Here is a 12,311-nt window from a genome sequence, read left to right as displayed (position 1 = left end):
GAAATGACCAAGGCGGCCGTATTCGGGACGGGCTCATGGGGCACCACCTTCGCGATGCTCCTGGCTGGGGCGGGCACGGAGACGACCCTGTGGGGCAGACGCGCGGAGATCGTCGAGGCGATCGACCGGCGCCATGAGAACCCCGACTACCTGCCGGGCACGGTGCTGCCCGACGCGCTGCGCGCCACCACCGACCCGGCCGAGGCCCTCGACGGCGCCGACTTCGTGGTGCTGGCCGTGCCCTCGCAGACGCTGCGGGGCAACCTGACCGCCTGGAAGCCCCACCTGCCGCCGGAGGCGGTGCTGGTGAGCCTGATGAAGGGCGTCGAGCTCGGCACCACCAAGCGGATGAGCGAGGTGATCTGCGAGGTGGCCGAGGTGCCGCAGGAGCGGGTCGCGGTGGTCTCCGGCCCCAACCTGGTCGGTGAGATCGTCCTCGGGCAGCCCGCGGCGACCGTGGTGGCCTGCCCCGACGAGCGGGTCGCCGAGCGCCTGCAGGAGGCCTGCCACCTGCCCTGGTTCCGGGCCTACACCAATCCCGACGTGGTGGGCGTCGAGCTCGGCGGGGCGGTCAAGAACGTGATCGCCCTGGCGGTCGGGGTCGCCGCGGGCATGGGGCTGGGCGACAACGTCGGGGCGATGCTCATGACGCGCGGCCTGGCGGAGATCTCCCGGCTGGGCGCGGCCCTGGGCGCCGACCCGCACACCTTCGCGGGCCTGGCCGGGATGGGCGACCTGGTGGCGACCTGCACCTCGCCGCTGTCGCGCAACCGCACCTTCGGCGAGAACCTCGGCAAGGGCATGACCCTGGAGGAGGTGATCGCCGCGACCAAGCAGACCGCCGAGGGCGTCAAGTCCTGCGAGTCCGTCCTGGAGCTGGCCAGGAAGCACGATGTGGAGATGCCGATCACCGAGGTCGTGGTGGCCGTCGTCCACGACGGCATGCCCCCGAGCGAGGCCGGGATGCTGCTGATGTCCCGCAGCCCCAAACCCGAACGGTACGGCGTGTGAACCGACGCATGGCCCGGCTCCCGGGCGAGAACACCCGCTCGGCGCACCTGCCGGACCCGGTGGCGCCCGGACCGGTTCCCCTCGGGCCGCCGGTCTGGCGCAGTTCCGCCTGGCGCTTCGACACCGCCGCCGACCACACCGAGGCCCTCGGCGGCAAGGCCCGCCGCCCGGCCGAGAACCCCACCGTCGCCGCGTTCGCCGCGGCCGTGGCCTCGCTGGAGGGCGCGGCGGCCCCCAAGGACGTCGCCGGTCAGGCCTTCTCCTCGGGGATGGCGGCGGTCAACGCGGTGCTGATGACCTTCCTGCGCGCGGGGACGCACGTCGTGGCCCCCGCACCGGTGCACGACGGCACCCACTCGCTGATCGCCAACGTGCTGTCCAGGTTCGGGGTGAGCGCCGACTTCGTCGACTACGCCGACCTGAACCGGGTGCACGAGGCGGTCAGGTCCAGCACCAAGATCATATACGCGGAGACGCTGTCCGACCCGGCGATGGCCGTGGCCGACATCCGCAGCCTCTACCGGATCGCCCGCGCCGCCGGGGCGCTGCTGGTGGTCGACTCGACCTACGCCACCCCCGTCGTGTGCCGGCCCCTGGAGCACGGGGCCGACCTGGTGGTGCACTTCGCGGCCCCCTATCTCGGCGGGCACGACGACTGCGCCGGCGGGGTCGTCGTGGGCCGCCCGGACCTGGTGTCCCGGCTCCGCGAGGTCGTGGCCGACACCGGCGGCACGCTCTCGCCCGACGACGCCTTCCTGCTGCGCCGCGGGGTGGAGACCCTCACGCTGCGGGTGCGCCGCATGTGCGCCACCGCGACGGTGTTCGCCGCCGCGGTGGCCAAGCACCCCGCCGTCCGCAAGGTCGACTATCCGGGCCTGCCGGACCACCCGGGCCACCGGCTCGCCAGGCACCTGTTCGACTCCGGTCCCGAGGGCACCCGGTACGGCGCCTGCGTGACGGTCACCCCGCACGGCGGCCACGACGCCGGGACGCGGCTCCTGGACGCCCTCCGCCTGGTCTCGATCTCCGGCTCGGCCGGCGGCACCCGTACCAAGGCCGTCCACGTGGCCTCCGCCGGTCGCCGCCGGCCGGACGGGAGGCCGGTGGCCGACGCGGCCGCCGTGCGCTTCTCCATCGGCCTGGAGGACGCCGAGGACCTCATCGTGGACGTCACCGAGGCGCTCGACTCCCTGCGGACGTCGCGGGCATAGCGCATCGCGGATATGGCGCGTCCGGCAACCGGATCGACCTCCCAGAGGGGGTAGATTCGGTCATCATGAGCGAGCAGCACACGCCCCGGCCACGGGTCGCAGTCGTCTTCGGTGGCCGCAACTCCGAGCACGCCGTCTCCATCCTCGGAGCGGGAAGCGTGCTGGAGGTCATCGACCGGTCCAAGTACGAGGTGATCCCCGTGGGGATCGCCCGGGACGGGCGGTGGGTGCTCGCCTCCGGCGACCAGCGCTACGCGATCGAGGGGGACGAGCTGCCCTCCATCGACGCCCGGGGCACGGAGCTGGCCCTGCCGTCGGGCGGCGGCTCGCTGGTGGCCTACGACGCCGGTGAGATCCCCGTCGAGCTCGGCCGGGTCGACGTGGTCTTCCCGGTGATGCACGGCCCGTTCGCCGAGGACGGCACCATCCAGGGGCTGCTGGAGATGGCCGGGGTCCGCTACGTCGGCTCCGGGGTGCTCGCCAGCGCGGTCGGCATGGACAAGTCCTACATGAAGATGGTGCTGGCCGCCTCGGGCCTGCCCGTCGGCCCGTACGTCACGATCCGCGACCGCGACTGGCGCACCGACCGCGACCGGGTGCTGAAGGAGGTCCAGGAGCTCGGCTGGCCGGTCTTCGTCAAACCCGCCAGGGCCGGGTCCAGCCAGGGCATCTCCAAGGCGAACGACCTGGAGGAGCTGGAGCGGGCCGTCGAGTTCGCCCGCGAGCACGACCCCAAGGTGCTGGTCGAGGCGGCCATCACCGGGCGGGAGATCGAGTGCGCGGTGCTGCAGTCGCCGGGCGACGCGCCTCCGCAGGCCAGCGTCCCGGGCGAGGTCCTGGTCCGCGGCGACCACGAGTTCTTCGACTTCGAGGCCAAGTACATCGGCGACGACATGTCCCTGTCGGTGCCCGCCGACATCCCCGGCGAGGTGGCCGAGGACCTGCGGGCGATGGCCGTACGGGCCTTCGAGGCGCTGGGGTGCGAGGGACTGTCGCGGGTCGACTTCTTCTACACGCCCGACGGGCGGCTGATCCTCAACGAGATCAACACGATGCCGGGCTTCACCGCCATGTCGGTGGCGCCGCAGCTGTGGGCCGCCAGCGGCCTGCCGTACGGCGAGCTGGTCGACCGGCTGATCCGGCTCGCGCTGGAGCGCTCACCCGGTCTGCGCTAGCGCGGCCTTGATGGGCGCCGCGAGGTCGACCAGGACGGTCTCCGGGACGTGCTTGCGGGAGATCGTCACCTCGACGTAGGCCGTCCTGCCGACGGAGGTGAACAACGTCGGCAGGGACGGGGCGCTGAACCACGCCACGTCGTTGATCACGGGAACCTCGTCCGTGGGGGCCATGTTCACCGGCCGGGGGACCCCGCAGCGCAGTGCGATCTCGCCCTCCCCCCACACGGCGACGTACGGCGAGGCTGGAATGGACTCCACCCGCTCCGCCCCCTTGAGCGTCTGCGGCAGCCGCTCGACGAGCGTCCTGCAGGCGGTCGCGGCCTCGCCCTCCGGGGTGGGAGGGTCGAGCCTGACCGCGCCCCCGCACCCCGCCAGGATCAGCAGGGCGCAGGCGCAGCCCGCCCAACGGGCGAACCGGAATCGCATGTGACTTTCCTGTGGATCGGATGGATCAGAGAGATCAGATGTGGACGATGGGACACGTGAGCGTGCGCGTGATGCCGTCCACCGCCTGAATCTGGGCGACCACGAGTTTCCCCAGCTCGTCGACATTGCGAGCTTCGGCACGCACGATCACGTCGTAGGGACCGGTGACGTCCTCCGCCTGCGTGACGCCGGAGATCCCGGAGATCTCACTCGCCACGCGGGCGGCCTTGCCGACCTCGGTCTGGATAAGGATGTAGGCCTGCACCATAACGTCCTCCCGGGTGATGGGATCAGTGCCGGAGGGCCACCGTACCCTGTGATGAACGGGAGGTGCGTCATCACAGTCGGAGATCTCGGCGAATTCGGAATCGTTGCACGTATTGCCGGACGCCTGCCACAGAGCAGGGCCGTACTGCTCGGCCCCGGGGACGACGCCGCCGTGGTGGGCGCGCCCGACGGGCGGGTCGTCGTGACAACAGACATGTTGCTCGAGGGTAGGCACTTCCGTCGTGACTGGTCTAGTCCATATGACATCGGTCGTAAAGCCGCAGCGCAGAACCTTTCCGACGTCATTGCGATGGGAGCCGATCCCACCGCGATCGTGGTGGGCCTCGGCCTGCCCGCCGACGTCGGCACCGCCTGGCTGGACGACCTGACCGCCGGCTTCCGCGACGAGTGCGACCTGGTCGGAGCCGGGGTGGCGGGCGGCGACACCACCCGCTGCGACCTCGTGGTGATCTCCGTCACCGCCCTGGGGGACCTGGGCGGGCGCGCGCCGGTCACCCGTTCGGGAGCCCGGCCGGGCGACGTGGTCGCGGTGGCGGGACGGCTCGGCCACGCCGCGGCCGGCCTGGCGCTGCTGGAGTCCGGGCGCGAGGGCCTGCCCGGCCCGGCGGACCGGCGGACAGACGGGCGTGCGGAGCCGTACGGATCGGACGAGCTGGGGGAGGACGGCGTGGCGGGGCTGGTGGGAGCGCACCGCCGCCCCCGGCCGCCCTACCCGTGCGGCCCCCAGGCCGCCGCGCTGGGCGCGACCGCGATGCTGGACGTCAGCGACGGCCTGCTGCAAGACCTCGGTCACGTGGCCGCGGCCAGCGGGGTGGGCATCGCGCTCGATCCCGGGGCCTTCGCCGTCACCCCGGAGATGGAGCGGGTCGCCCGCCTGCTCGCCGCCGACCCGCTGGACTGGGTGCTCACCGGCGGCGAGGACCACGCCCTGGCCGCGACCTTCCCTGCGGAGGTACGGCTGCCGCCCGCCTGGACCGTGGTGGGCCGGGTGACCGACGGCGAGGGAGTGCAGGTCGGCGGCCGGTCGGTGGAGCGGGGCGGCTGGGACCACTTCCGGATGTGACATTCCTCATTTCATGCTTCATCAGTGAAATTTGTGACAAACGCGTATTGAAGATGTTATGAAGATGGGCGGCCATCGTTCCCGGAGAAAGAGGTGACATGGGCCGCCACGGAGGACGTGGAGAGGGACCCTCCCCGGACAGGGAGAAACCCGAGCCCGCTCAGGAGCCGCACCATCGCGACGAGCCGCTCGGGCGCCGGCTCCGTCCCGAGGAGTCGGCACCGGCCGGGACCCACCCCGGATGGCCGGCCGGCGCGGAGACCGTCACCGGTCTCCCCGTGTCAGGCGAGCCGGGATGGCCGCGAGAGGCGGAGACCGTCACGGGGCTGTCCGCGCCCGGGTGGCCGAGTGAAGCGGGGCCGCATGCGGCGGAGACCGCCGTCGGATGGTCGGGCGAGCAGGGGCCGCGTACGGCGGAGACCGTCGCCGGGTGGCCGGATGAGCCTCTGACCTCGGGCGGGACAGGGTTCCTGGGATCCGGGTGGTCGGCCGAGGACGAGCCGCGTGAGGCGCGGTCCGGTCGGGCGGGCCGGTCGGAGGCGGACGACCTCGACTGGCCCGACGAGCGACGGGGCATGGGCGGGCGGATCAAGATGACGGTGCTGGCCGTGATCGCGGTGGCCGCGGTGATCGGCGGCACCGTGGCCGGTGTCCAGGCGTGGAAGAGCCCGGGCGCCGCCAGCGCCGACTGCTCCTCCGAGGACTGCTTCGCGGCCGCGCCGGACGCCTCCCCGTCAGGACCGGAGGCCGCCGGTCCCGAGACGGACGACGCGCCGCCCGAGGAGGTCCCCGAGGTCGGTGACCCCGCGCAGGCCGGGGAGGAGACGACCGGGCCGCCGTCCGCGCAGTCGTCCGCCCCGCCCCGCGGCACGGGCCGTGACCGCCGTCCGGACCCCGGCCCGACCTCCACCCGCGCCCCGCGCGACGGTGACGTGACCGACGACGGGTCGCCCGCCGGCAGGCCGCAGGACGACGACCAGCCCTCGGCGGCTGAGGAGAGCGCCCAGCCGCTCGGCGTCGGCAGGGACGGCAAGGACGACACGCCGGCGCCGAACCCCTCGTCCTCCCAGACCCCGACGGCGAGCCCCTCCTCGCTCTCGGACCCGCCCGCACCCGACGACCCCTCCGACCCGGAGGGCCCGCCGTCCGTGACCGGCGGTGCGGCGATCAGCGTCGGCTTCGGCGTCGTACGGCAGCGCTCGCGGGCCTACACCGCAGAAGTGGTGATCGCCGCCGACAAGAAGATCGGCCCGCTGCGGTTGACCCTCCCGGTGAGCGGAGAGGTCTCCTCGGTCTCCGGGGCGGAGTGGAGCCAGGACGGCGACAGCCTGCTGCTGGAGTCCACCGAGAGCCTGACGGAGGGCGGCGAGCTGGTCGTCACCTTCACCGCCACCGGCCGCGCCAGGGCCCCGCAGACCTGCGAGAGCGCCCAGGGAGAGTGCTCGGTCACCTGACCGCGCCGCCACGGCGACCTCGGGGGACCGTACGGCCTGAACCCGCGCCCCCGGCACGCCGTCACCCGGTCAGGCGGACTCCGGCAGTGCGAGGTACGGCCGTCGCCCGGTCCGAGTACGGCCTGCGCCCGGTCCGGTGGAATCGGAGACCCGGGTACGGCCGTCGCCTGGTTGGATGGGAGGTATGACCGTTCCGTCCCCTCCCCGCGTCCTGACCGTCGCCGGCTCCGACTCCGGCGGCGGGGCGGGCATCCAGGCCGACCTGAAGACCATGCTGGCCCTCGGCGTGCACGGCATGAGCGTGATCGCCGCGGTGACCGCGCAGAACTCGCTCGGCGTCCAGGGCTACTGGGAGCTGCCCCCCGAGGCGGTGCGCGCCCAGCTCGACTCCGTGCTCGGCGACATCGGCGCCCAGGCGATCAAGACCGGCATGCTGGCCTCGCCCGTGCTGGTGGAGACCGTGGCCGAGGTGCTGTCCGGAGTGAGCGCGCCGGTCGTGGTCGACCCGGTTGGTGTCTCCAAGCACGGAGACGCGCTGCTCGCCCCCGAGGCCGTGGACACGGTGAAGTCGAAGCTGCTGCGCGTGGCCACCGTCGTCACCCCCAACCTGTGGGAGGTCGCCCAGCTCACCGGGGTCAAGGTCGAGGACGAGAAGGACCTGCCCCGGGCCGCCGAGGCCGTCCTGGAGCTGGGACCGGCCTGGGCGCTGATCAAGGGCGGCCACCTGCCGGGGGCTCCGGTGGACCTGCTGACGGACGGCGCCCGGGAGTTCCGCTTCACCGCCGAGCGCCACGACAACCGCCACACCCACGGCACCGGCTGCACCCTGGCCTCGGCCATCGCCTCCCACCTGGCCCTGGGCGAGGACGTCCCGTCGGCGGTGGAGAAGGCCAAGGCGTACGTCACCGGCGCGATCGCCCGGGGCTTCCCCCTGGGCGCGGGCATCGGCCCGGTCGACCACGCCTGGCGCTGGCGCGGCGCGCGGGAGTAGCCGCACATGCCGACAGCCCGCCGCCCCGGGCGGGGCGGCGGGCTGTCGGAAGTCTGGACTAGCGGGTGACCTTGCCCGCCTTGATGCAGGAGGTGCACACGTTCAGCCGCTTCGGCGTGCCGTTCACGACCGCGCGCACGGGCTGGATGTTCGGCTTCCAGTTGCGGCGGGTGCGGCGGTGCGAGTGGGAGATGTTGTTGCCGAAGATCGGCTTCTTAGCGCAGACGTCGCAGACGGAAGCCACGGTTCGCTCCTTCAATCAGTTGAGAGACCCGATCCGCTTGGCGGTCATCGGGCATGCCGGGACAACCGGCTGGCCAAACGAGGATATCCGATGCCTGACCATGCATGCCAACGCGAGCTGCCACGACAGGCCCAACGGGGATAATCTCCGGAAGGCAACCGTAGCGCATCCTGCCGCGGGCGCATGTCGCGACGGCGGTCGCGGTCGGCGGGGCCGGTGAAGGGTAGGGAACGGGCGCGACACAGGGCACGGAGGCAGGATGCTGCAGGTTCTCGACCCGCCGGCGGTCCGCCGGTGGTCCCGGCTGGCCGCGGAGACCCTCGGCCGGGCCCGTGAGGAGATCGACGCGCTCAACGTCTTCCCCGTGCCCGACGGGGACACCGGGACGAACCTGCACCTGACCATGCTCGCGGCCACCGAGGCGCTCGACGCGCTGCCCGGAGACGCGGACGCGGCGACCACGTGGGGGGAGCTCGCGCGCGGCGCGCTGCTCGGCGCGCGGGGCAACTCCGGGGTCATCGCCAGCCAGGCGCTGCGCGGTCTGGCCGAGGTGCTCGGGTCCGGCCAGGGCCACGGCGCCGACCTGCGGCGCGGCCTGGTCAGGGCCGCCGAGCTGGCCCGCGGAGCGGTGGAGCGGCCGGTCGAGGGCACCCTGCTGAGCGTCCTGGCCGCGGTCGCCTCCGCCGTCGGCGACATGACGGGCGATCTCGCCGAGGTGGTACGGCGGGCGGCGCGGGAGGCCAGGGACGCGCTGCTGCGCACCACAGCCCAGCTCGACGTGCTGGCCCGCAACGGCGTGGTGGACGCCGGGGCCGCGGGCCTGGTGATCATCCTGGAGAGCCTGGCCGCGGTGGTGACCGACTCCTACACCGGACGGCCGGACATCCCCGCCCCGGCGCACAAGGTCGTCGCCCCGGAGCCGGAGCAGGGCCCCTCCTACGAGGTCATGTACCTGCTGGACGCCGACGCCGCGGCGGTGGAGACGCTGCGCGCGGAGCTCGACGCGCTCGGCGACTCGCTGGTGGTCGTGGGCGGCGAGGGCCTGTGGAACGTCCACGTCCACGTCGACGACGCGGGCGCCGCCATCGAGGCGGGCATGCGGTACGGCAGGCCGTACCGGATCAAGGTGACCTACCTGGTCGGGACCGGCCGGACCCACCGGGCCGCGGGCGGGCGGGGCGTGGTGGCCGTGGCCGCGGGCCCGGCCCTGGGCGCGCTGTTCGAGCGCTCCGGCGCCCTCGTGGTCCTGCGCGACCCCGGCTCCAGCCCGCCGCTGGCCGCGGTGCTCGCCGCGATCCGCGAGGCGGGCACCGAGGTGGTGGTCCTGCCCAACGACAGCGGGGCCCGCGAGGTCGCGGCGGCCGCCGCCGAGATCGCCCGCGAGGAGGGGATCGCGGTGAGCGTGCTGCCCACCCGGGCCTCGATGCAGGGCCTGTCGGCCCTGGCGGTCCACGACCCGCTGCGCCGTTTCGACGACGACGTGGTCGCGATGACCGAGGCCGCGGCGCACACCCGGTACGGGCACGTCTGGGTGGCCGACCGCGAGGTCATGACGAGCGCCGGGCTGGTCGAGCCCGGGAAGGTGCTGGGCGTGATCGACGGGGACGCCTCGGTGGTCGGCACGGACCTGGCGGACGTCGTCCTGCGGGTCGTCGACCGCATGGTCTCCTCCAGCAGCGAGCTGGTCACGCTGCTGGAGGGCGAGCGGGCGCCCGGCGGGCTGGCGCAGGCCGTGCAGGACCATCTGGCCGGGGCGCGGCCCGACGTCGAGGTCGTCCGCTACGAGGGCGGGCAGGGCGGCTACCCCCTGCTCATCGGCGTCGAATGACCGAACGTATCCGGACGTCGACGGTGCGTATCCGGGAGTCGGGTGATTTCTGTCGGCGGGAAGCGGTAGAAAGCTGCGGTGACGAGCTTCGACGAGCCGCTGACGAAGGCGCTTGATCCCAAGACGGCCAGGCTGCTGGAGAGCGTCCTCGGCCTGCGCACCGTCGGCGATCTGCTGCGGCACTACCCCCGGCGCTACGCCCAGCGCGGTGAGCTGACCGACCTCGACGACCTGAAGGTCGACGAGCACGTCACGGTGGTGGGCGAGGTCACCAGGCTCATGCGCAAACCGATGCGCAGCAAGGGCGGCACCTGGCTGGAGGTCGAGGTCGTCGACGGCCGCCGCAGCAAGATCTACCTGTCGTTCTTCGGCAAGGCGTCCCACATCGCCGAGACCCGGCTGCGGCCGGGGGCCCGGGGCATGTTCGCGGGCAAGGTGGGCGCGTTCGGCCAGGGCGAGCGCCGCAAGTGGCAGCTCTCCCACCCCGAGTTCGAGATGATCGACGAGTCGGAGACCGAGGCGGGCGAGTTCGCCGCCGCGCTGGTCCCCATCTACCCGGCGGGCAAGGACGTGACGCCCTGGGCGATCCGGCGCGCCCTGGGCGTGATCCTGGACACCCTGGGGCCCATCGACGACCCGCTCCCCGACGCCCTCAGGGCCAGGCACGGGCTGCCCGGCCTGGCCGAGGCGCTGATGGCGATCCACCGCCCGCGCGACCACGGTGACGTGACGCGGGCCCGCAGGCGGCTCAAGTTCGACGAGGCGTTCCTGCTGCAGGCGGTGCTGATGCAGCGGCGGATGGCCGCCGAGGCCTGGCCGGCCACGCCCCGGCCCCGGCGCGGCGACGGGCTGCTGGCCGACTTCGACGGGCGGCTGCCGTTCACGCTCACCGAGGGGCAGCAGAGCGTGGGGGAGGAGATCGCGGCCGATCTGAGCAGGCCCCACCCCATGCACCGGCTGCTGCAGGGCGAGGTCGGCGCGGGCAAGACCGTGGTGGCGCTGCGGGCGATGCTCCAGGTGGTCGACGCGGGCGGCCAGGCCGTGCTGCTCGCGCCCACCGAGGTGCTCGCCCAGCAGCACCACCGCTCGATCTCCGCGATGCTCGGCGACCTGGCCACCGGCGGCATGTTCGGCGGCACCACGGTCGCCCTGCTGACCGGCTCGCTCGGCGCCGCGGCCCGCCGTACGGCGATGCTCGACGCGGCCTCCGGCGCGGCCGGGATCGTGGTCGGCACCCACGCGGTCCTGCAGGAGAAGGTGCAGTTCGCCGACCTGGGGCTGGTCGTGGTCGACGAGCAGCACCGCTTCGGCGTCGAGCAGCGCGACGCGCTGCGCGAGAAGGCCGGGGGCGGGCGCCCGCACGTCCTGGTCATGACCGCCACCCCGATCCCGCGCACGGTGGCCATGACCGTCTTCGGCGACCTGACGGTCTCCACGCTCTCCCAGCTCCCCTCCGGGCGCGCCCCGATCACCACCCACGTGGTCCCCGCCGCGGAGAAGCCGCACTTCCTCGACCGCACCTGGGTCCGGCTGCGCGAGGAGGTGGGGCTGGGCCGTCAGGCCTACGTCGTGTGCCCGCGCATCGGCGACCTGGAGGGCGACGAGGGCGACCTGGCCAAGATCGACGACGAGCGCAGGCCGCCGCTGGCGGTGCTGGACGTGGCGGAGATGCTGTCGCAGGGGCCGCTGCACGGACTGCGCACGCAGGTGCTCCACGGCAAGCTGCCGCCCGAGGACAAGGACGCCGTGATGCGGGCCTTCGCCCGGGGCGAGGTCGACGTCCTGGTGGCCACCACGGTCATCGAGGTCGGCGTGGACGTGCCCAACTCCTCGGTCATGGTCATCATGGACGCCGACCGGTTCGGCGTCTCCCAGCTCCACCAGCTCCGCGGCCGGGTCGGCCGGGGCGGCCTGCCGGGCCTGTGCCTGCTGGTGAGCGAGTCCCCGGCCGGGACCCCGGCCCGTGAGCGGCTCGACGCGGTGGCGGCCACCCTGGACGGCTTCGAGCTGTCCCGGGTGGACCTGGAGCAGCGCCGCGAGGGTGACGTGCTGGGGGTGGCGCAGTCGGGCCGCAGATCGTCGCTGAAGATGCTCCGGCTGCTGCGCGACGAGGACATCATCGAGAGCGCCCGCCAGGAGGCCGAGACCATGCTGACGGCCGACCCCGATCTGGTCACCCACCCGGTCCTGCGGACCGAGATCGAGCGGCTGCTCGCCGACGAGCGCGCGGAGTACCTAGAGAAGACCTGACGCGGAGAGACCCGAGGCGGGAGGGGGCCGACCCGGAGAAGGGGGCGACGCTCAAAGAGGGCGGCGCGGAGAAGAGGCCGACGCGGAGAAGAGGGCGACGCGGAGAGGGAGCCGACGCGGAGAAGAGGCCGACGCGGAGAGGGAGCCGACGCGGAGAGGGAGCCGACGCGGAGAAGAGGCCGACGCGGGGAGGGGGCCGATGCGGATGAAGGGGGCTGAACGCCCAGTAGCGGGGACGGCCTCCCCCCGAATGCCGTCCCCGCCTGGGCCCGCCCTCGGGTCAGGTGCCGAGAGCACCGACGTGCGGAAGGGCTCACGATCACGTCGGCCGGCCTTCCCCTGGGTCATCCGAAGGCCGCAGGACTCA

Annotated in this window: 11 protein-coding genes; 8 read left to right on the top strand and 3 right to left on the bottom strand. The window is 73.4% G+C overall.

What is annotated here, in order from left to right; all coding sequences use genetic code 11:
• Nucleotides 1-3: 3 nt before the first annotated feature.
• The 3 genes from Psi01_RS15185 (at nucleotide 4) to Psi01_RS15175 (ending at nucleotide 3,397) form a co-directional block, all read left to right on the top strand.
• Complete coding sequence (locus Psi01_RS15185) at nucleotides 4-1,011, top strand: NAD(P)H-dependent glycerol-3-phosphate dehydrogenase (protein ID WP_204064640.1); 1,008 nt, start codon at nucleotides 4-6, stop codon at nucleotides 1,009-1,011.
• Between the two features lie 8 nt (nucleotides 1,012-1,019).
• Nucleotides 1,020-2,222: a trans-sulfuration enzyme family protein gene (locus Psi01_RS15180; RefSeq protein ID WP_204064789.1), complete on the top strand. Its 1,203-nt coding sequence runs from the start codon at nucleotides 1,020-1,022 to the stop codon at nucleotides 2,220-2,222.
• A gap of 65 nt (nucleotides 2,223-2,287) precedes the next feature.
• A complete protein-coding gene (locus tag Psi01_RS15175; protein WP_204064639.1) occupies nucleotides 2,288-3,397 on the top strand; it encodes a D-alanine--D-alanine ligase family protein in 1,110 nt (369 codons plus the stop codon).
• Here the strand turns inward: Psi01_RS15175 and Psi01_RS15170 are convergent.
• Nucleotides 3,380-3,826, bottom strand: a complete 447-nt coding sequence (locus Psi01_RS15170) for a DUF3515 domain-containing protein (RefSeq protein WP_204064638.1) — start codon at nucleotides 3,824-3,826, stop codon at nucleotides 3,380-3,382. The genes Psi01_RS15175 and Psi01_RS15170 overlap by 18 nt on opposite strands.
• 34 nt (nucleotides 3,827-3,860) lie before the next feature.
• On the bottom strand, nucleotides 3,861-4,094 hold the full coding sequence (locus Psi01_RS15165) for an Lrp/AsnC family transcriptional regulator (RefSeq protein WP_203875095.1): 234 nt from the start codon (nucleotides 4,092-4,094) through the stop codon (nucleotides 3,861-3,863).
• Nucleotides 4,095-4,145: 51 nt separating this feature from the next.
• On the opposite strand from Psi01_RS15165, the gene Psi01_RS15160 reads away from it, so the two are divergent.
• The 3 genes from Psi01_RS15160 (at nucleotide 4,146) to thiD (ending at nucleotide 7,622) form a co-directional block, all read left to right on the top strand.
• Nucleotides 4,146-5,177: a thiamine-phosphate kinase gene (locus tag Psi01_RS15160; protein WP_204064637.1), complete on the top strand. Its 1,032-nt coding sequence runs from the start codon at nucleotides 4,146-4,148 to the stop codon at nucleotides 5,175-5,177.
• Nucleotides 5,178-5,455: 278 nt separating this feature from the next.
• Nucleotides 5,456-6,631 carry a hypothetical protein gene (locus tag Psi01_RS15155; RefSeq protein ID WP_204064636.1) on the top strand — a complete coding sequence of 392 codons (1,176 nt, stop codon included), beginning with the start codon at nucleotides 5,456-5,458 and terminating at the stop codon, nucleotides 6,629-6,631.
• 175 nt (nucleotides 6,632-6,806) lie between these two features.
• Nucleotides 6,807-7,622, top strand: coding sequence for a bifunctional hydroxymethylpyrimidine kinase/phosphomethylpyrimidine kinase (gene thiD, locus Psi01_RS15150; RefSeq protein ID WP_373872495.1), 816 nt, complete (start codon nucleotides 6,807-6,809; stop codon nucleotides 7,620-7,622).
• Between the two features lie 58 nt (nucleotides 7,623-7,680).
• On the opposite strand, the gene rpmB is transcribed toward thiD, so the two are convergent.
• Nucleotides 7,681-7,866, bottom strand: a complete 186-nt coding sequence (rpmB, locus tag Psi01_RS15145) for a 50S ribosomal protein L28 (RefSeq protein ID WP_068926498.1) — start codon at nucleotides 7,864-7,866, stop codon at nucleotides 7,681-7,683.
• A gap of 259 nt (nucleotides 7,867-8,125) precedes the next feature.
• On the opposite strand from rpmB, the gene fakA reads away from it, so the two are divergent.
• The gene (gene fakA / locus Psi01_RS15140) at nucleotides 8,126-9,694 is read left to right on the top strand and encodes a DAK2 domain-containing protein (protein ID WP_204064634.1); all 1,569 of its coding nucleotides are present in this window, start codon (nucleotides 8,126-8,128) and stop codon (nucleotides 9,692-9,694) included.
• Nucleotides 9,695-9,772: 78 nt separating this feature from the next.
• On the top strand, nucleotides 9,773-11,944 hold the full coding sequence (gene recG, locus Psi01_RS15135; protein ID WP_204064633.1) for an ATP-dependent DNA helicase RecG: 2,172 nt from the start codon (nucleotides 9,773-9,775) through the stop codon (nucleotides 11,942-11,944).
• Nucleotides 11,945-12,311 lie beyond the last annotated feature (367 nt).

It is taken from the genome of Paraplanobispora siamensis (genome assembly GCF_016863175.1).
In the GTDB taxonomy this organism is placed as follows: Bacteria; Actinomycetota; Actinomycetes; order Streptosporangiales; family Streptosporangiaceae; genus Planobispora; species Planobispora siamensis.
This window is presented reverse-complemented; position numbering and strand designations above follow the sequence as displayed.

What these genes read in the sequence shown, in the direction of transcription:
- Psi01_RS15185 (WP_204064640.1), top strand. Translation starts at nt 4, where the DNA reads ATGACCAAGGCGGCCGTATTCGGGACGGGCTCATGGGGCACCACCTTC.
- Psi01_RS15180 (WP_204064789.1), top strand. Translation starts at nt 1,020, where the DNA reads ATGGCCCGGCTCCCGGGCGAGAACACCCGCTCGGCGCACCTGCCGGAC.
- Psi01_RS15175 (WP_204064639.1), top strand. Translation starts at nt 2,288, where the DNA reads ATGAGCGAGCAGCACACGCCCCGGCCACGGGTCGCAGTCGTCTTCGGT.
- Psi01_RS15170 (WP_204064638.1), bottom strand. Translation starts at nt 3,826, where the DNA reads ATGCGATTCCGGTTCGCCCGTTGGGCGGGCTGCGCCTGCGCCCTGCTG.
- Psi01_RS15165 (WP_203875095.1), bottom strand. Translation starts at nt 4,094, where the DNA reads ATGGTGCAGGCCTACATCCTTATCCAGACCGAGGTCGGCAAGGCCGCC.
- Psi01_RS15160 (WP_204064637.1), top strand. Translation starts at nt 4,146, where the DNA reads ATGAACGGGAGGTGCGTCATCACAGTCGGAGATCTCGGCGAATTCGGA.
- thiD (WP_373872495.1), top strand. Translation starts at nt 6,807, where the DNA reads ATGGGAGGTATGACCGTTCCGTCCCCTCCCCGCGTCCTGACCGTCGCC.
- fakA (WP_204064634.1), top strand. Translation starts at nt 8,126, where the DNA reads ATGCTGCAGGTTCTCGACCCGCCGGCGGTCCGCCGGTGGTCCCGGCTG.